Here is a 17694-nt window from a genome sequence, read left to right as displayed (position 1 = left end):
ATGCAACCGGCGCACCACGACGAGCGAGTGACACTCGAGCTCGACGCCACGATCGCCCAGGCGCGCAGTCAGTCGCTAGGAGATATTCCCCGCCGGTCAGCCCGCCGACACCCGGACAAAACCGCGATCATCGACGGTGATGTCGTGCTGACCTTCGCCGACTTCGACCAGCTGGTGGACAAAGCCGCAGCCGCGCTGCGCGACAACGGCTTTGCCCCCGGCGATCGCGTGGCGCTGCTGTCCCACAACTGCTGGCAGTTCGCGGTTTTGGCATTCGCGACCGCGCGCGCGGGCGTGGTCCTGGTGCCCATCAATTTCATGCTCACGGCCGAGGAGATCGCCTATATCCTCGGTCATAGCCGGGTCATTGGATTCATCGTCGAATCCGCCCTGGCGACGATAGCCGAAGATGCGATGCGTCTGGGCGGGGCGGTCACGACAAAGATTGCGCTGACGGCCGACGGGGCCATCCCTCCTGCCGGCTGGCACGACTTCGCTCAGTGGCTCACGACGACCACGGCCGCACCGAACCCGCCCATCGGCGATGAGCAACTCGTGCGGCTGATGTACACCAGTGGCACCGAATCACGGCCCAAGGCCGTGATGCACACCAGTCGCAGCCTGATGTGGCAGTACGTTAGCACCATTGTGGCCGGTGCGATGTCACCGGACGACGTCGAAATCCACTCACTGCCGCTTTACCACTGTGCGCAGTTGGACAACTTCTTGGCCACCGACCTCTATCTGGGAGCGACCAGCATTATCCTGTCGCGGCCGGACCCCGAATTGGTCCTGCGCACCATCGCGCGGTACGGGGTGACGAATTACTTTGCGCCACCGACGGTGTGGATTTCGCTGCTGCGTTGCCCGATCTTCGACGACGTCGACCTGTCCAGCCTACGCAAGGGCTACTACGGCGCCTCACCGATGCCCGCCGAGGTACTGCACGAAATACGCAGACGGCTGCCGAATCTGAGACTGTGGAACTTCTACGGTCAAACCGAGATGGCGCCGCTGGCCTCGGCGTTGGGACCTGACGAGCAGGACGCGCACGCCGGCGCGGCCGGACGCCCAGTGGTCAATGTCGAAACCACCATCCTCGATGACCACGATTGCCCCGCAGCGCCCGGCATTGTGGGTGAAATCGCCCATCGCAGCCCGCATCTGATGGTCGGCTATCTGGACGACCCTGCCAAAACCGCGGAGGCCTTCCGCGGCGGCTGGTTTCATTCCGGCGACCTGGGTTACTACGACGAGCACGGGCTGTTGCATGTCGTGGACCGCAAGAAAGACATGATAAAGACCGGCGGCGAGAACGTCGCCAGCCGCGAGGTCGAAGAAATTCTCTACCGCCACAACGGGATCCAGGAGGCCGCCGTATTCGGCCTGCCGCATCCGGTCTGGGTGGAAGCCGTGGTCGCCGCGGTAGTACCCCGCGACGGGGTCACCCTCACCGAGGACGACGTCGTCGTGCACTGCCGGCAGCACCTCGCGGGCTTCAAGACGCCCAAACGGGTCTTCTTCGTCGAATCACTGCCGAAAAACCCCAGCGGCAAACTTCTCAAGCGGCAATTGCGAGACGCTTTCACCCTCGAATTCACCAGCCAATGAAGGGACCACTCTGCCGTGTTTAAAGGCCGAATCGCGCGATTCGACGAACCGGGTAAGCCGTTCGACATCGAAACGGTGGGCCTCCCGGAGGTGGGGCCCGGTCAGATCCTGATCAAGGTGAGTCGTGCCAACATCTGCGGCTCTGACCTACACGCCTGGCACGGGACGTTCGCTACCGGCGGCCTGGGAGGTCAACTTCCCACCGTGTTGGGCCATGAAATGGTAGGCGCGATCGAAGCGCTCGGCGCTGGGGTCACCACCGATTCTGATGGCGCGCCGCTGACGGAGGGCACGCGAGTGGTCTTTCCCTACTTCTTCTCGTGTCACAAGTGCCGAAACTGCCTGGCGGGCAGGCGCAACGCGTGTCTGAAGCTGACGATGGCCATGCTCGGCCGCGCCGACGAGCCGCCCTATTTCGTGGGTGGCTACGCCGACTACTTCCTGCTGCCCGCCGGGGCGGTGGTCTACACGGTCCCCGATTCGGTATCCGATGACATCGCCGCAGGAGCCAATTGCGCTCTGTCACAGGTCATGTACGGTCTCGAGCGCGTCGATCTGCAGCTCGGCGAATCGATGGTGGTGCAGGGTGCGGGGGCATTGGGTCTGTATGCAGTGGCGGTGGCAAAAGCGCGCGGGGCTGCCCAGGTGATCACCATCGACGGTGTGGCTGAGCGCCTAGAGCTGGCGACCGCGTTCGGCGCCGACACGGTCATCGACATCAATGACGTCGCGACGGTCAAAGACCGGACCAAGCTCGTGCGACAACTGACTGACGGCCAGGGCGCCGATGTCGTCGTCGAGGTGGTGGGCCACCCCTCGGCCATCGACGAAGGCCTCAAGATGCTGGGCCAGTTCGGCCGCTACGTGGAGATCGGAAACATCAACATTGGCAAGACCTTCGAATTCGATCCGTCCCGTTTTGTCTTCGGCAACAAGATGATGGTCGGGGTCTCGTTGTACGACCCCATCGTATTGTCGCGGGCGCTGATGTTTCTCGACCAGCATCAGGCGCGGCTTCCGTTGCACCGACTGGCGGCGGCCTGTTACCCGCTCGACGACATCAACGACGCCTTCGCCGCGGCTGAGAGCAAGCGCGACGTTCGCGCGAGCATCGTGCCCTAATGACAGAAAGCAGACCACAACCAATGCATGACTACGCCAGGAAGACATTGTTCATCGGCGGCGAGTGGATCACGCCGCCCGGCGGGGACCTCATCGAGGTGATCGACCCCTCGACAGAACAGGTCATCGGCACAGTTCCCGCAGGTACCGAGGCCGACGTCGATGCGGCGGTGTCCGCAGCACGGCGCGCCTTTGACCCGCTGATCAGCGTCGCCGAGCGCCGCCAGCGCGTCGCGGCGGTGATCGCCGCCCTGGAAAAGCGTCTGCCCGACATCGCCGAGACGATCACCCGGGAAATGGGTGCGCCGGTGCGCATCGCGCAGACCGTGCAGACCCAGGTCCCGCTGGCGGTGGCCCGTGGCTTCGCTGCCGTTCTTGATGGTTTCGAATTCGAAGAACGAGTGGGGAACTCGCTGATCCTGCGCGAACCCTACGGCGTGGTCGGCGCAATCACCCCCTGGAACTATCCGCTGTATCAGGTGGTCGCCAAGGTGGTCCCGGCGATCGCAGCCGGTTGCACGGTGGTTCTCAAACCCAGCAATGAAGCACCGTTGTCGGTGTTCGAGTTCGTCGAGGCCCTCGAGGAGGCCGGCCTGCCCGCCGGTGTGGTGAACCTGGTTTCGGGGCGCGGTGCGCGGATCGGCGAGCGCATCGCCGCCCATCCCGAAATCGACTTCGTCTCGTTCACCGGTTCCACGGGCGTCGGAGCCCGCGTCGGGGAGTTGGCCGGGCGGTCGGTGAAGAAGGTCGCACTTGAACTTGGCGGCAAGTCAGCCAACGTCATCCTCGACGACGCCGACCTGGCGACCGCGGTCAAAGTCGGAGTCGGTAACGCGTTCCTCAACGGTGGCCAGACCTGCATGGCCTGGACACGGATGCTGGTGCCCCAGTCCCGTTACGGCGAGGCCCTGGAACTGATCGAGGCCGCCGTGTCGAAATACACCGTGGGCGATCCACTCGACCCGGCGACCCGAATCGGACCCTCGGCTTCGGCGGGCCAGTTCGAAACCGTGCGGGGTCTCATCGAACGCGGCCAACGCGACGGTGCGCGCCTGCTCACCGGGGGCGCCGAGCCGATCCGCGAGGTCGGCTACTACGTCGCACCCACGGTGTTCGCCGACGTCGACCCGGACTCCGAACTCGGCCAAGAAGAGGTCTTCGGTCCCGTCCTGGCGGTCATCCCGTTTACCGACGAGGCCGACGCCCTGCGCATCGCCAACGGCACCCCATACGGCCTCTCGGGCGCGGTGTGGGCGGCCGACACCGACCGGGCCATCGCCTTTGCGCGCGGCGTGCAGACCGGCCAGCTCGACATCAACGGCGGCAAGTACAACCCGGTGGCACCGTTCGGCGGCTACAAGAAATCCGGCATCGGACGTGAACTCGGCCGCGCCGGATTCGAAGAGTACTTGCAGACCAAGTCCCTGCAGCTGCCGGCATGAGCGGGCCTCTCGACATCGCGACCAGCGGACCCACGCAGGTGTGGACGATCGACCTGCCGCACCTCGGCAACGCGATCACCGACAAAGCGTTCATCTCCGCGTTCGAGGCCGCAGTCGATAATGCCAACGCCGACACCGACATTCGTGCGCTGATCCTCACCGGGCGCGGCAAGATCTTCTCCGCCGGCGGCAACGTCAAGGAGATGGCCGACCGAGAGGGCATGTTCGGCCTGGACGCTCGGGCCCAACGGCACGCCTACATCGACGGCATCCAACGGATCCCGCGGGCACTGGCCCGCCTCGAGGTTCCACTGATCGCAGCGGTCAATGGGCCGGCCGTCGGCGCCGGCTGTGATCTGGCGATGATGTGCGACATCCGGGTGGCCTCCGAGCGGGCGTCCTTCGCCGAGAGCTTCGTACAGCTCGGCCTGATCCCCGGCGACGGGGGCAGCTGGTTTCTACCACGGGCGGTGGGCTACGAGCGCGCCGCCGAGATGACCTTCACCGGTGACCGCATCGACGCCGCGACCGCCCTGCAGTGGGGGATGGTCAGCCGGGTGGTGCCCCACGACGACCTGCTCTCCCACGCGCACGCGCTGGCCGAGCGCATCGTCAAGAACCCGCCGCACGCGCTGCGGATGGCCAAACGGTTGCTGCGGGAATCGCAGACGGCATCACTGGAAACCACCCTGGGGATGGCCGCGGCCATGCAGCCGCTGGCACACCGCGATCCCGAACATGAACGCCGTATCGCCAAGTGGAAGACGACCTGATGGCGCTACCGCGGTTGGTGCCCCCGGCTGCCGTGGGCCCCTCGACGCAGGCGCTACGCGCGGAGGTCCGCCAGTTTCTCGCCGACCAACGCGCCGCAGGCGCCTACACCCCGTCGGTGGATGCCTGGCTCACGGGGTGGGACGAGACTTTCACTGCCGCCCTGGCGGCGCGTGGCTGGATCGGTATGACGGTCCCCGTCGAGTACGGCGGACACGGGCGCTCATTTCTGGAACGGTTCGCGGTCACCGAGGAGCTGCTGGCCGCCGGCGCGCCGGTCGCCGCGCACTGGATCGCCGACCGTCAGATCGTGCCTTCGCTGCTGAAATACGGCACCGAACTGCAGAAGTCGCAATTCCTGCCGCGGATCGTACGGGGCGGCTGCTTCTTCGCCATCGGTATGAGCGAGCCCGATACCGGTTCCGATCTGGCCAGCGTGCGCACCCGCGCCGTGCGTGTGCAGGGCGGTTGGTCGCTGTCGGGCACGAAGGTTTGGACATCGGGCGCCCACCGCGCCCACGCGTTCATCGTTCTTGCCCGCACCGCACCGGTGGATCCAGGCCAGCGCCATGCCGGGCTCAGCCAATTCATCGTCGATTTAAGGGGTTCGGGGGTGCAGGTGCGTCCGATCATTTCGATGAACGGAGCCCATCACTTCAACGAGGTGATCCTCGACCAGGCATTCGTGCCCGACGCCATGGTGTTCGGTGACATCGGTGCCGGCTGGACGCAGGTGACGTCCGAGCTGAGTTTCGAGCGCAGCGGACCCGAACGCTTCCTGTCCACATTCGTTCTGCTCGCAGCGACCACCGCCAACATGGCCAACCAGCGCATTTCGCGAGATGAGAGCCTCGGACGCCTGGTGGCCCGCGTCGCGGGCCTGCACCAGATGTCGACCGCAGTCGCGGGCGCCCTGGAGCGCCATGAGCCCGCTGACGTGGCCGCGGCTGTGGTCAAGGTGCTGGGCACCACCGTCGAAGGTGACATCGCCGACCTCGCTGAGCGGCATGGCGGCGTCGATGCGGCGTCCTCGGAGCTGATAACCGCCGCGGTGGACCAGCGCCCCGGTTTTACCCTGCGTGGCGGAACCAACGAGGTGTTGCGCGGTGTAATTGCCCGCGGATTGGGGATCCGGTGACAACCTCACCGATCGACGCGGCCCCGGTGGACCCGGCCCTGATCGACATGATGCGCGCGGTGTTCGGCGCGTACCGAACAATGCAATCACCCGCCGCTGTCGATCGTGACGCGCAGCTATGGCACCAGCTTGACGAGCTCGGGCTGGTGCGCCTGACCGGCCCCGAGCACTCCGGTGGCAGCGGCGCCGGCTGGCATGAGGCGGCCCAGCTGCTGACCGTCGCCGTTCAGCACGGCGCGCGAATCCCTCTGGCTGAGCATGATTTATTGGCATGCTGGCTGCTGGAGGCCAGCGGATCGCCATGCGACGACGCGGTGCGGACCGTGTGCCTGCTCGATGCCCAGGGCGCCGCGAGGGGCGTGCCCTGGGCGTCTCGCGCCCAACAGATCGTGGTCATCTGGCAGCGGGGCGGCGAGTATCACGCCGCCGACGTCAATGCCGAGTCGTTGGATATCACGCCCGGCGCCAATGCGATTGGCGAGCCACGGGATATCGTCGTCGCCGACCCCGCCGGCTTGTGCGGTGTTCCCCTCGAGGCGAGTGTGGTCGACCAGCTGCGGCTGAAATCGGCCTTGGTGCGCGGGGTGCAAGTGTGTGCGGCGCTGGACCGGATTCTGGAGCTTTCGATCGAGCACGCGAGCTCACGCGTCCAGTTCGGTCGACCCCTTTCGCGATTTCAGGCCGTGCAGAACATGATCGCCGACATCGCCGCGCAGGCGGCTCTGGCGCGATCGGCCACCGAGGCGGCGCTGACGGCGGCGGTCACTAGCGCGTGGTCGGCTTCCAACCTCGCCTTCCTTGTCTCGGTGGCACGTTCGTGTGTGGGCCAGGCCGCCTCCGTGGTGGTGCGTAACGCTCACCAGGTTCATGGCGCGATCGGCACCACACGGGAGCACCGGCTACACGAGTTCACCCGGCCTGCCCTGGTGTGGCGGGGGGAGTTCGGATCCGTGCAATATTGGGACGAACAGGTCACGTCGGCCGCGCTTGGGGCGGGAGCCGCCGGGCTATGGAGCCTGATCGGCGGCTGAGCCATGGACGGTGTTCCACTCAACGGGCGCCGGGGTGTTAGCGGGGCCACAGCCGGGATTGACTGTGGGCATGAGCAACGACATCACGCTGTCGGAACTGCAGGAGTTCATCGCCGCCTTCTGGTACCACTACGACGAAGCCAACTATGACGAGCTGGCCGCCAGCTACGCCCACGATGTGCACTACCTGACCCGAAGCGACAGTGGCGCAAGTCCTTTCGAGGAGCTGATGTCGCCCCAACTCGACAGTCGTGACGCGGTCATCGAGTGGCTGTCCGAGCATCGCAAACAAAGCCCCTACCCGCTGCGTCACCACGCCACCAACGTGCACCGCACCGGCACCGATAGCGGCGTAACCCGCGCCCGCTTTTACATCTTCGTCAATCAGATCGCCAACTTCGTGCCGTTCGCGGTGTCCAGCGGGGTGGTCAACGTCGGCGTGCGCCGAGGCCCCAATGGGCTGGAGTTCACCGATATGGACGTCGTACTGGATGCCACCAACTCCGTGCTGCTATCCGAACTGCACAGCGACACCGCCACCGCGTCGCAACCATGACCGTTCAAGAGCTCTTCTCTGGCGGCGTCGCCGTCATCACCGGTGCCGGCTCGGGCTTTGGTGCCGGCATGGCCCGATACGCCGGCAAATTGGGCATGACCGTGGTGCTCACCGATGTCGATGCGTACAGCATCGCCGCCCTGCGCCAGGAGCTCACCGCCGCGGGAAGCACCGCGGTCGATATGGTCTGCGACGTAAGGGATCCCGTCGCCATGCAAGAACTCGCCGACAAGACCTATCGCGATGTCGGGCCGGTGCGGTTGCTGGTGAACAATGCCGGAATTGAACAGTTCGGCTACCTGTGGGACACCCCGGTGGTCAACTGGCAGCGGGTCGTCGACATCAACATCAGCGGGGTCTTCTACGGCATCCGCGCGTTTCTGCCGCGAATGATGGCGAGCCCTGAGCAGGCGTGGGTGTGGAATGTGTCGTCTGTTGGTGGGGTCGTCGCGATGCCATTGCAAACGCCCTACATTGTGAGCAAGCATGCGGTGCTGGCGATGACCGAGTGTCTCGACCTAGAAGTACAGTCCAGCGGGCACGACCACCACATTCATGTCCAGGCGGTGCTGCCCGGCCCGGTGCTGTCCAACATTTTCGAATCAGCCGGCGGCGTCGACGGCAATGAGGCAACCGACGTCGCGGCTGCCGAGGCACACCGTACGGCCATGCTCGACCTGAAGGCCGACGCGATGGACCCGCTGACAGCTGCCGCGGTGGTGTTCGAGCAAGCCGCAAAGGGCGGTTTCTATCTGCTCACCCATCCAGACTACGTTCGGTCGGCGATGCAAGAGCGTGCCAATATCCTTGCGTCCCAACAGGCGCCGGTATTGCGCACCGAGCGCCGGTTCGACCCCGCGCGGCATTAACGTGCCGACTCCCCCGCTGGATCCCGACGCCGCCGCCCGAGTCGCGTCGTTCGGTACGATCCCGCCGATGCGCCAACGCGGCCTAGCCGCGGTGCGAGCCGCGATCGAATCCGCGCCGCTGCCCGAGGCAATGCCACAGATGGACAGCGTCACCGACGTCACCATCCCGGGGCCAGCCGGGCCGATACCCGCGCGGATCTACCGTCCCACCAAGGATTCCCACACACCCGTGCTGGTGTATTTCCACGGCGGCGGCCTGGTCATGGGATCCAACCACTCGTTCGAACCGCTGGCCCGCGCGCTCGCCTCGGCGTCGATGTCCACCGTTGTCGCCGTCGACTACCGCCTGGCCCCGGAAGCGGCACCCCCGGCGCAGTTCGACGACGCCTACGCCGCCACTGAATGGGTATCACGCCGAGCCGCGGAGCTACGCGTCGACGCCAACCGGCTCGCAGTGGTCGGCGACAGCGCCGGAGGTTCGTTGGCGGCCGCGGTTGCACTGGCCGCACGTGACCGCCGCGGTCCGGCGATCTGCGCGCAGGTGCTGCTGTACCCGGGCCTGGATCGCGACATGACGGCCCCGTCGGTCGCTTCGACGGCCGACGCGCCGCTCCTCACCCGCGACGACATCGACTACATGCACGCACTTGCCGACGGAGATGCCGGGCCGCCCGAGGACCCGTACCTGGTTCCCGCCTACGCCTCCGACCTTTCTGGGCTGCCGTCCGCGATCGTGGTCACCGGTAGCTGCGATCCAATCCGGGACTGGGGTGAGCGATACGCGGCCCGGCTGCGGGACGCCGAAGTTCAGACCACCCTCACCCGCTATCCGGGTACCTACCACGGCTTTCTGATGTACCCCGACGCGACCGCCCGCGGCCGGCTCGCCATCGCCGAAATCGGCGCGGCATTGGACGCCAAGTTCGCCAATCCGCTCCCATTTTGACGTCCCGATCACCGGACACGCGTCGACCGTACGACGACGGTGCCGGAGACAATCCCACCAATCCAAACATGCAGAAGGAGACCGCTGATGCTTACGGATGAGCGCCGGATGGAGCTTTCCAACGTTTTGCGGCCCGCCGCCCCGCCGCGCGAAATCGACAACGTCTACACCACCGACCAACGCGAGCGGCTGCTCAATGTCGTACACGCGCACGGCCCTTGGAAGCTGATCATCGCCCAACACTTCGCGTCGGCCGACGAATTGATGGCCACCATGAGCGGTGCCTTCCCCGAGGGATTCACTCCGTCGCTGGACCTCTTTCTGACGCCGACGTTCCGTGGCTACCTGGCCAACTACGGGGCCATCCTCTTCCCTGAGCTGCACGACTGCTTCTACAACGCCACGTTCCTCGAGCACGCCAAGAGCTACTGGAACGCCGAGTACGCCAAGCCTGAGATGATGCTGTTCAACATCAACGGCCCCTGCGCCAACCGCGATCCCGGCCATCTGGACTCGCCGAGCTTTCGCGGTGTACGCCACGAGAACGCCCCCACCTGGCTGTGCAGCGTGATGGGCAAGTCCGGTCTGTTCACCGACTACCTCATCAAAATGGCTCAGGTCATCACCTGGTTCTCCCTCGACGAGGGGTCCGGTTTTACCTATTGGCCCGACGGCCCACTCAAGCCCCCCTCCCGGGTCTTGCCGCCGATCAATAACCGCGGAGTGGTCGTTCAGAACGAGATGATGGTGCACCGCGGAGAAGCCAACGGGCCGCTGGAACAACAGATTCCGCCGGGGCTGGCCTTCGACACCGTCTTCGCCGGCGACCCGGCCGACCCCGACCACTGGCTTCTGAAGAACGGCGACGACGTCATCGCCCGCCACCACACCGACGAGTTGCGTTTCCTGGTCCACTGGTCCGCCGAAGTGTTCTCCGACTTCGAGGAACTCAAAAAGAACATGGACGGCTCCGACGACATCACGATCGAACGGGCCATCGGCATCATGATCGACGACCTCAAGGGCAAGGGCATCAAGCTCGACACTCCCAGCGATCCCCTGCACGACCCTGGATTCATTGCCGCGCTTAATGCTGCCTACGACCTCGGCGGACCCACTACCTATCCAGAAGAAGCGCCACTGAGTGCGTTCCAATTGGCTTAAGCACAGAAAGCGCAGCATCAAGGATCATTTCGGCGAATCCGGGGCATCCCGACTTGGCCGGCTTCGGGACGTGCGGTGACGTTTAGCCCGCCACCGCCCGATGAAGGCGCTCTCGTGGTGGGGCAACGAAATGCCTAAGAGAGCTACACGACGTTGGATCTATCGTGATCGACCGACCGTGAGCTGCGGCTCAGACACCCGGACACGCTAGCGTTCCTACGATCATCTGCATGGCGGATCGCAACGCGGATTGCAGGGCGGCGAAATCGCCGTGCTGGACCCAGTGGACGTAGGCGTGCCGACACGCTTGAACCACCAGCTGGGCAGGCAGCTCTCGGGTGAATGGGTCATCGCCTAGATCGAACCGGGCGGCAAGGAACTCGGTGATGGAAGCGATAAGGTCTTGTCCCCAGTCCAGCCACCGCAATCGGTATTGGGGATCGCTGATCATCATCGCCATGAACCTGCGATCGATCTCCATCCGGCCCCGCCGGGGAACTTCGGTGCTAAATGCCGCAACGAGGACCTCGACGGTGTCGCTGTCCGGTGCTGCGTCACGCAGGGTCTCGATGCTCAGCCTGCCGAATTCACGGAATAGCGGCATAACGACGTCTTCTTTGACCGGGAAGTACCGGTGAAACGTACGCGGCGCAATGCCCACCGCTTCGCAGATCCGCTCGACGGTCGCCGAGGTAGACCCGTCGGCGAGAAAAGTGTCGCGGGCAGCTAGCGCGATGTGCATCCGAAGATCCTCGGCGCGGCGCTCCGCGTGCGTCGCCGGACTGCTCACCAGCCTTGCCTCACTTCCTCGCCACACGAACTGCACGTCAATCCTAACCGCGGCAATCCCTTGACTGATGTGCTCGGACTCGCGACGGCATCCCGCTGAGCGGGATCGCGATGGTGACCCGCACCCCTGCGGACTAACATCGTGTTGTCAGATTCTGCCATTCATGTCGCAATCTGACACGCCAGCGCAGTGACGTGCCGCCCAACAGTGGCCCTTTGACAGGTATGCGATGGCCCGCCCCCAGGCGGGCTGAACCACCCAGCCAACGAGGTCACGACACCAGCCGAGCCCAATTGAGGAGAAACCCCGATGACCACTGAGACCGAAGAACTCAACTATGACGACTACACCCATGACTTCATGGGGAAGGTCGGCAACGTCCAAGACTTTTCCCGCGATTTCCTCATGGGCCTAGCGCGAGTGTTCGAAGACGTCTTGAACTTCATGCCCTACGCCCACGTCAAGATCTATTCGGAGAAGGTCGGCATTAGCGCGGCCATGGATGTCGCCGCGGAGCTGTCGCGGGCGGGGATGCGCCAAGTGATGCCGATGGGGCGCTACATCGCCCCTCCGGGTTGGGACTGGAAAAACGCTCAATACCAAGCGATTCCCTTTGATGTTCAGACTGAGGACCTGACCAAGCCGGCCCTGATACGTCTGATCAAAACCTATTGGGACCAGTACCTCAAAGGACACAACTATTTCATCGACCAGTGGACCAAGATCCTCCCTGAGGAGGAGGTCTGGCTCGGGCTTCCCGACATGTATCAACTCATCATCGATTACCAATACCCCAAGCTGGCCAGAGTGTTCAAGATCGAGCCAGTGCACGTAGTGGACTTTCTCAAGTTGGCCTGCCTGAGCATCGATGGCACGCTCGGGTACGGCGGCGAGTACATCGTGTACAACCCCGATCACGTGGTGCTCAACATGCGTCGGTGCGAAGTGCTGCAGAAGTACACCGACGAAGGCCTCTACCCACCGGCACGGGCCTGGATGAACTGCACTTTTGAGCAGCGAATCTCAGCCCCGTTCTTTCCTGGGTGCAAACTCGACATCAACTTGCCGCCAAAGGATTTCAAGTTTGCCCAAGGAGAACCATTCTGCGTGTGGACGTACACGCGCGGTGAAGCAAACCATCAAGCGGCCGCGGCCGCCCCTGATCCCAGAGCCAGCGCGATGAAGAAGATCCCCATCATGCCGGTGTCATCCACCTAGGAAGCGGCGTGGCCGCGGATCCTCGGCCAAGAGCTGCGGGGCCCGGCCGTCATGCCGACGTCCCGGCGCTTCCATCGACGATCGTAAGCGTGCCGGCACGCACGGCATCCGTGATCGACTCGGTAAGAGCCGAACATGACAGGAACAGATCACAACGTCCATATGGCGCTAGCTGTGCAGCAGCGGAACGCTCCTCACAGCGGGCCAGGGCCGAGGCTGTCCACTGCACGCTCGTCTGGCTCCAGCTGCTTTTACGAACCTGCACTCGCGCTCGACAGCGCCGACATACCACGGGCAACATGGGCATGTCGGCGAGGCGCTCGTCCTCTCTCACAGGCGAAGCCACCGTCATCACACCGAGTCTTTGGCGGTAGCCTGCGCAGCGATATTGGACTCGACCACCTTCATCCACGCCTCGTACGGACGGGTGGTGTCGAGCTCAAACTCGAAGCGGTCCACCATATCCGGTTGGACATCGGCGACATCGACGTAGAACTGTTCGTACCATCGACGTAGTTGGTAAACCGGGCCGTCTTCTTCGACCAAGAGCGGATTATCGATGCGCGCCTTGTGCCGCCAGATCTGCACATCTTGTTCGAAACCGAGTTTGACGAAGTCGCCCAGGGCGACCGCAGTCTGCACCGCGACATCATCGGGTAGCGCCTCGGATTTCTTGACGATGATGCCGTACTGCAGCACAAAGGAATTCGCGTCAACTGGGTAATGACAATTGATCAAGACGGTGTGGTGGTCACCATCCGCGTAGTGATAAGTCAGGTCGTCGACCATGAAAGACGGGCCGTAGTAGGAAGCCACCGATGTCGTGCCGAGCAACTGCGGACCTTCTGTGCCACCCAGGTCCGGTCGGCCCGCACTGTTCATGTACTGGGTAGCCACGTGCCCTTCGAAGATGTTCTTGAAATGAGTGGGCAGGGAGCCGTGGATGTAGAAGAAGTGGGCCATGTCCACGACGTTGTCGATGATTTCACGGCAGTTGGTGTTCACGACGGTCGTGTACCAGTGCCAATCGGTCCACTCGTCGCTGGTGGCGCCTTCGATGCGTGGGATCGCGACCTCAGGTGGGGGCGGTTTGCGCTCGGGATCGTTCCACACAAACAACATGCCGTCCTGCTGCAGGGTGGTCCACGCTTGCGTGCGGGCCAGCTTGGGTGTGCGCTTGCTGTAGGGCACCAGCTTGCAGCGTCCGTCACCACCCCAGCGCCAGTCATGGAACGGGCACGCCACCTCGTTGCCCTTGACCTCACCTTGCGACAGGTCACCGCCCATGTGGCGGCAGTAGCCGTCGAGGACATTGACCTGTCCATCACCGCCGCGAAACACCACCAGCTTCTGGCCGAAGGCATTGATCGCGTGCGGTTTGCCGTCACTGAAGTCTTTGATGAGACCTAGGCAATGCCAGCCGCGGGCGAATCGCGTTGGGGCAGCATCGGCCTCGATCAGCCGAACTTCGCCGGCTTCGGACTGCGAATTCATGGGCGCCATTCAACCCCGACTGACCGGCAGGTGTAGGGCACGTGTTCCACTGATCAGGACGCCTCTTCCCGCCAAGCGGCCCGGCCGCTTACCGTTACCAGGCGTGACAACGCACAGCGCGACGATTCCTGCTGGACTTCCCGTGTCCGACACGACGGTGGACCTACTCGTGGTCGGTTCGGGAACCGGCATGGCCGCAGCACTCGCCGCCCACGACCGAGGGCTCTCCGTGCTGATTGTCGAGAAGTCCTCGTACGTGGGTGGTTCGACGGCACGTTCCGGTGGGGCGCTGTGGCTGCCCGCGGGCCCGGTGTTGCAGCGGGCCGGTGCCAACGACACCGCCGAGCGCGCCGCCACCTATCTTGACTCCGTGGTTGCGGGCTCAGCGCCGCCTCCGCGTTCCGCGGGGTTTTTGACACATCTCTCCGCGACCGTCGAGCTGCTCGAGCGAACGACTCCGATGCGGCTCTTTTGGGCCCGGGAATACTCCGACTACCACCCCGAAGAGCCCGGTGGCAGCGCAGCCGGGCGTACCTGCGAGTGCCGGCCTCTAGACACTGCCGTCCTGGGCGAATATCGCAGCCGGCTACGGCCAGGAGTCATGGAGGCCGGCTTCACCATCCCTACGACGGGCGCCGACTACCGTTGGCTCAATCTGGTGGCGCGGGTGCCGCGCAAGGGGATTCCGACCCTGGCGAAACGATTGGCCCAAGGTCTCGGTGGCCGGCTGCTGGGCCGGCACTATGCCGCGGGCGGCCAAGCCCTGGCCGCCGCCCTGTTCGCCGGTGTGTTGCGCGCTCAGATCCCGATCTGGACCGACACCAGCTTGGTGCGCCTGGTCGGCAGCGGTGACCGCGTCAGCGGTGCGGTTGTCGGCCATGGCGGCCGTGAAGTGACCATCACGGCCCGGCAAGGGGTGGTGCTGGCCACCGGCGGCTTTGACCACTGCATGGAGATGCGCTGGAAATTTCAGTCCGAGTCACTGGACCCCAACGTCAGCCTGGGCGCCGACTCAAATACCGGCGAGGGGATCCGCGTCGCCCAAGAACTCAGCGCAGACATCGATCTGATGGACCAGGCTTGGTGGTTTCCCGCGATCGCGCCGCTGCCGGGCAAGGCGCCCGCTGTCATGCTCGCGGAGCGATCACTTCCGGGCTGCCTCATCGTCAACCAAAATGGGCATCGCTTCGCCAACGAGTCGGCCGACTACATGTCGTTCGGTCAGCGATTGCTCGAACTCGAGCAGTCCGGGCAACCGGTAGAAGCAATGTGGATCATCTTCGATCAGCAATACCGCAACAGCTATGTCTTTGGCGCCGAACTGTTTCCGCGCATGCCCATTCCACAGACCTGGTATGACGCGGGTATCGCGGTGCGCGCCGACAGCCTGCGCGAACTCGGCGCTCGGATCGGCACTCCCCCGTCAGAGTTCAACCAGACGATGACGCGTTTCAACGAAAGCGCTGCTCTTGGCGAGGATCCCGACTTCGGTCGCGGCCGCAGCGCCTATGACCGCTACTACGGTGACCCGACGATAACGCCGAATCCCAATCTGCGACCGTTGACCAAGGGCCCGTTCTACGCTGTGAAGATGGTGCTCAGCGACCTGGGTACCTGCGGTGGACTCAAGGCCGACGAGCGGGCACGGGTGCTGCGCGAAGACGGCACTGTCATCACCGGGTTGTACGCCATCGGTAACACCGCCGCCAACGCGTTCGGAGCCACATATCCCGGCGCGGGCGCAACGATCGCCCAAGGGTTGGTATACGGCTACATCGCCGCCAGAGACGCCGCCGGCGGCGGTTAGTCGTCTCGGCGCTTGGCTTGGACCTGCTTTTCCACCTCACGCCAGTACCCGGGCGTGGGGCGTAATTTGCCCGATCCGCCTTTCGCCTTCTGCATGGAGCCGTCGGCCTCGTCGATTTCCTTCATCAGTTCCAGCGCAAACTCGCGCTCGGCGGCGTAGTACTTGGCCGCCCAGCGCAGCGCGAGCACTGAGTAGGCCCAAGCGGGCTCGTCCTCGGCGCCTTCGGCGTCCTCGACAGCTTTGCGATGCCTGGCTTCGGCGTAGGCCACGTGGTCCTGCAACATTTCCTTGAGCCGAGCGGGGGTCGTCAGATGACCGAACGTCACGCGCATCAGCACGCTGTGTTTGAGCACCGGCGGATCCACTGGGGCATTGTTGGTCCAGTCGGTGACGGCGTCCAACCCGGCCGCGGTGATCTTGTAGAGCCGGCGGCTGCGGGTGCCCTCGTCACGTTCGATGCGTGATGTCACCAGCCCCAAGCTTTGGAGCTTCTTCAGCTCGGTATAGATCTGGCTGTTCGACGGGCTCCAGTAGTAGAGGTCAACGCTCCAGTCGATCCATTTTTTCAGGTCGTAGCCGGAAACTTCCTCTTCATAAGAGAGCATGCCCAGCAACGCCCAACTGGTGGCGGCAAGTGCCGACTTCACCGGCTTATCGCTGGGCTCGGCCATTTTGCCAGATTAACAGCACAGCCGAGATGTCCCTGTGCTATGCCCGCTGGACGGGACGCCACCTTCCGGACCGCGACCGCTCACTTCACGCTGGTAGGCGATGACCACCGAAGTCGCCAAGCGTCGACTCCATGTGCAGCGTCCCCCGGTTCTGCAGCGTGCGGCCCGCACCACGCCCGCTGCAACGCCAACAGTCGGCGTGCCACGCCTGAGGGACGCCGCGCCCCGGCTCGCGGTTCGCTGTCAGCGAGGGCGAGGACCTTGCCAGCGACACCGCCGACACCGGGGATTTGGGTATACCGATGACTGACCCCTCGTCTACATACGAGCTACTGGCCATTTCCGTTCGCAAACTCATCGACGCAACAATCCGAACGGAGTTGGAGCCCAACGCTATTGCCTCCACAACGGCCGAGATAGACGCAATCACAGGCCGACTGAGCGCCGAGCAGATACCTGGATCGTTCGGCGAGCGCACCCGCGCCGACGGGCAAAACGCGGCTTCAGGTAATGCGGTGATCGGAGTCCGCAACCCGTTGGCTCCCCCACTCGTGATTCACGAGGGAAACGGATTGGTTTGGTCGGAACTCGTCCTCGGTGCAGCCTATGAAGGACCGGCGGGTTACGCGCACGGCGGTGTCTGCGCGATGGTGTTGGACCATGTACTGGGCGCTACCGCCCACAAGCCAGGGCGGCCGGCCTACACCGGGACGCTGACCCTGCGCTACCACCGAGGAACCTCGCTACGAAAGCCTCTTCGCGCCGAGGCCTGGGTCGACCGCGTCGAAGGGGTCAAGACCTTCGCCGCTGGACAGCTCAGCGACAGCGATGGCGTAACCGTTTCAGCAGAAGGGGTTTTCATTCATCCGCGGGAGTAAGCAAAACATCGCCGATAGAGCACGCCTACGACCCATCCCAGACATCGCGTGTTGGAAAGTGCCGAGCCGGGCTGCCCCCATCATCATCTCTGACCGCGGATCTGACGAAACAAACCACCGCATAAGGCCTGAAAAGTTGCGCTTGAGTCAAGCACTGGGGTGCGTCTGAACAGCGCGCTGCGGAAG

The 17694-nt window shown here is 64.2% G+C and carries 16 protein-coding genes; 13 read left to right on the top strand and 3 right to left on the bottom strand.

What is annotated here, in order from left to right:
- The 10 genes from A5691_RS15795 to A5691_RS15750 all read left to right on the top strand — a co-directional run bounded on the left by A5691_RS15795 (nucleotide 1) and on the right by A5691_RS15750 (nucleotide 10650).
- Nucleotides 1-1611, top strand: a complete 1611-nt coding sequence (locus A5691_RS15795) for an acyl-CoA synthetase (RefSeq protein ID WP_068016501.1) — start codon at nucleotides 1-3, stop codon at nucleotides 1609-1611.
- Nucleotides 1612-1626: 15 nt separating this feature from the next.
- A complete protein-coding gene (locus A5691_RS15790; RefSeq protein ID WP_068016498.1) occupies nucleotides 1627-2733 on the top strand; it encodes a zinc-binding dehydrogenase in 1107 nt (368 codons plus the stop codon).
- A gap of 23 nt (nucleotides 2734-2756) precedes the next feature.
- Nucleotides 2757-4175, top strand: a complete 1419-nt coding sequence (locus A5691_RS15785) for an aldehyde dehydrogenase family protein (RefSeq protein ID WP_068016495.1) — start codon at nucleotides 2757-2759, stop codon at nucleotides 4173-4175.
- A complete protein-coding gene (locus tag A5691_RS15780) occupies nucleotides 4172-4948 on the top strand; it encodes a crotonase/enoyl-CoA hydratase family protein (protein ID WP_068016493.1) in 777 nt (258 codons plus the stop codon). The genes A5691_RS15785 and A5691_RS15780 overlap by 4 nt, the downstream gene beginning before the upstream one ends.
- Complete coding sequence (locus tag A5691_RS15775) at nucleotides 4948-6084, top strand: acyl-CoA dehydrogenase family protein (RefSeq protein WP_068016562.1); 1137 nt, start codon at nucleotides 4948-4950, stop codon at nucleotides 6082-6084. Before A5691_RS15780 ends, A5691_RS15775 begins: the two co-directional genes overlap by 1 nt.
- Before the next feature lie 47 nt (nucleotides 6085-6131).
- Nucleotides 6132-7115: an acyl-CoA dehydrogenase family protein gene (locus A5691_RS15770; RefSeq protein WP_067752633.1), complete on the top strand. Its 984-nt coding sequence runs from the start codon at nucleotides 6132-6134 to the stop codon at nucleotides 7113-7115.
- A gap of 70 nt (nucleotides 7116-7185) precedes the next feature.
- The gene (locus A5691_RS15765) at nucleotides 7186-7671 is read left to right on the top strand and encodes a nuclear transport factor 2 family protein (RefSeq protein WP_067752616.1); all 486 of its coding nucleotides are present in this window, start codon (nucleotides 7186-7188) and stop codon (nucleotides 7669-7671) included.
- A complete protein-coding gene (locus A5691_RS15760; protein WP_068016490.1) occupies nucleotides 7668-8540 on the top strand; it encodes an SDR family oxidoreductase in 873 nt (290 codons plus the stop codon). The genes A5691_RS15765 and A5691_RS15760 overlap by 4 nt, the downstream gene beginning before the upstream one ends.
- A gap of 1 nt (nucleotide 8541) precedes the next feature.
- Nucleotides 8542-9486, top strand: coding sequence for an alpha/beta hydrolase (locus A5691_RS15755; RefSeq protein ID WP_067752621.1), 945 nt, complete (start codon nucleotides 8542-8544; stop codon nucleotides 9484-9486).
- A gap of 87 nt (nucleotides 9487-9573) precedes the next feature.
- Complete coding sequence (locus tag A5691_RS15750; RefSeq protein ID WP_067752623.1) at nucleotides 9574-10650, top strand: hypothetical protein; 1077 nt, start codon at nucleotides 9574-9576, stop codon at nucleotides 10648-10650.
- A gap of 190 nt (nucleotides 10651-10840) precedes the next feature.
- On the opposite strand, the gene A5691_RS15745 is transcribed toward A5691_RS15750, so the two are convergent.
- Complete coding sequence (locus A5691_RS15745; RefSeq protein ID WP_231969376.1) at nucleotides 10841-11440, bottom strand: TetR family transcriptional regulator; 600 nt, start codon at nucleotides 11438-11440, stop codon at nucleotides 10841-10843.
- Between the two features lie 309 nt (nucleotides 11441-11749).
- On the opposite strand from A5691_RS15745, the gene A5691_RS15740 reads away from it, so the two are divergent.
- Nucleotides 11750-12658: a hypothetical protein gene (locus A5691_RS15740; protein WP_067752625.1), complete on the top strand. Its 909-nt coding sequence runs from the start codon at nucleotides 11750-11752 to the stop codon at nucleotides 12656-12658.
- Between the two features lie 351 nt (nucleotides 12659-13009).
- Here the strand turns inward: A5691_RS15740 and A5691_RS15735 are convergent, their stop codons facing one another.
- Entirely contained in the window at nucleotides 13010-14152 is a 1143-nt protein-coding gene (locus A5691_RS15735) for a Rieske 2Fe-2S domain-containing protein (protein ID WP_067277067.1), read from the bottom strand.
- Nucleotides 14153-14255: 103 nt separating this feature from the next.
- Between A5691_RS15735 and A5691_RS15730 the strand changes: the two genes are divergently transcribed.
- Nucleotides 14256-15959 carry a 3-ketosteroid-delta-1-dehydrogenase gene (locus A5691_RS15730; RefSeq protein ID WP_197504964.1) on the top strand — a complete coding sequence of 568 codons (1704 nt, stop codon included), beginning with the start codon at nucleotides 14256-14258 and terminating at the stop codon, nucleotides 15957-15959.
- Here the strand turns inward: A5691_RS15730 and A5691_RS15725 are convergent.
- Nucleotides 15956-16630: a PadR family transcriptional regulator gene (locus A5691_RS15725; protein WP_067752631.1), complete on the bottom strand. Its 675-nt coding sequence runs from the start codon at nucleotides 16628-16630 to the stop codon at nucleotides 15956-15958. The two genes, A5691_RS15730 and A5691_RS15725, sit on opposite strands and share 4 nt — an antisense overlap.
- Before the next feature lie 302 nt (nucleotides 16631-16932).
- Between A5691_RS15725 and A5691_RS27410 the strand changes: the two genes are divergently transcribed.
- Nucleotides 16933-17508: a PaaI family thioesterase gene (locus A5691_RS27410; RefSeq protein ID WP_082950352.1), complete on the top strand. Its 576-nt coding sequence runs from the start codon at nucleotides 16933-16935 to the stop codon at nucleotides 17506-17508.
- The last annotated feature ends 186 nt before the right edge of the window (nucleotides 17509-17694 follow it).

Origin of the sequence: Mycobacterium sp. E183, assembly GCF_001667735.1 — a bacterium.
In the GTDB taxonomy this organism is placed as follows: domain Bacteria; phylum Actinomycetota; class Actinomycetes; order Mycobacteriales; family Mycobacteriaceae; genus Mycobacterium.
Note: the sequence above shows the minus strand (reverse complement) of the source record. Positions and strands in the feature narration are given on the sequence as shown.

Bases quoted from the DNA above. Each gene is read 5' to 3' on its own strand.
- A5691_RS15795 (WP_068016501.1), top strand. From the start codon at position 1: ATGCAACCGGCGCACCACGACGAGCGAGTGACACTCGAGCTCGACGCC.
- A5691_RS15785 (WP_068016495.1), top strand. From the start codon at position 2,757: ATGCATGACTACGCCAGGAAGACATTGTTCATCGGCGGCGAGTGGATC.
- A5691_RS15780 (WP_068016493.1), top strand. From the start codon at position 4,172: ATGAGCGGGCCTCTCGACATCGCGACCAGCGGACCCACGCAGGTGTGG.
- A5691_RS15775 (WP_068016562.1), top strand. From the start codon at position 4,948: ATGGCGCTACCGCGGTTGGTGCCCCCGGCTGCCGTGGGCCCCTCGACG.
- A5691_RS15770 (WP_067752633.1), top strand. From the start codon at position 6,132: ATGATGCGCGCGGTGTTCGGCGCGTACCGAACAATGCAATCACCCGCC.
- A5691_RS15765 (WP_067752616.1), top strand. From the start codon at position 7,186: ATGAGCAACGACATCACGCTGTCGGAACTGCAGGAGTTCATCGCCGCC.
- A5691_RS15760 (WP_068016490.1), top strand. From the start codon at position 7,668: ATGACCGTTCAAGAGCTCTTCTCTGGCGGCGTCGCCGTCATCACCGGT.
- A5691_RS15750 (WP_067752623.1), top strand. From the start codon at position 9,574: ATGCTTACGGATGAGCGCCGGATGGAGCTTTCCAACGTTTTGCGGCCC.
- A5691_RS15740 (WP_067752625.1), top strand. From the start codon at position 11,750: ATGACCACTGAGACCGAAGAACTCAACTATGACGACTACACCCATGAC.
- A5691_RS15735 (WP_067277067.1), bottom strand. From the start codon at position 14,152: ATGAATTCGCAGTCCGAAGCCGGCGAAGTTCGGCTGATCGAGGCCGAT.
- A5691_RS15725 (WP_067752631.1), bottom strand. From the start codon at position 16,630: ATGGCCGAGCCCAGCGATAAGCCGGTGAAGTCGGCACTTGCCGCCACC.
- A5691_RS27410 (WP_082950352.1), top strand. From the start codon at position 16,933: ATGACTGACCCCTCGTCTACATACGAGCTACTGGCCATTTCCGTTCGC.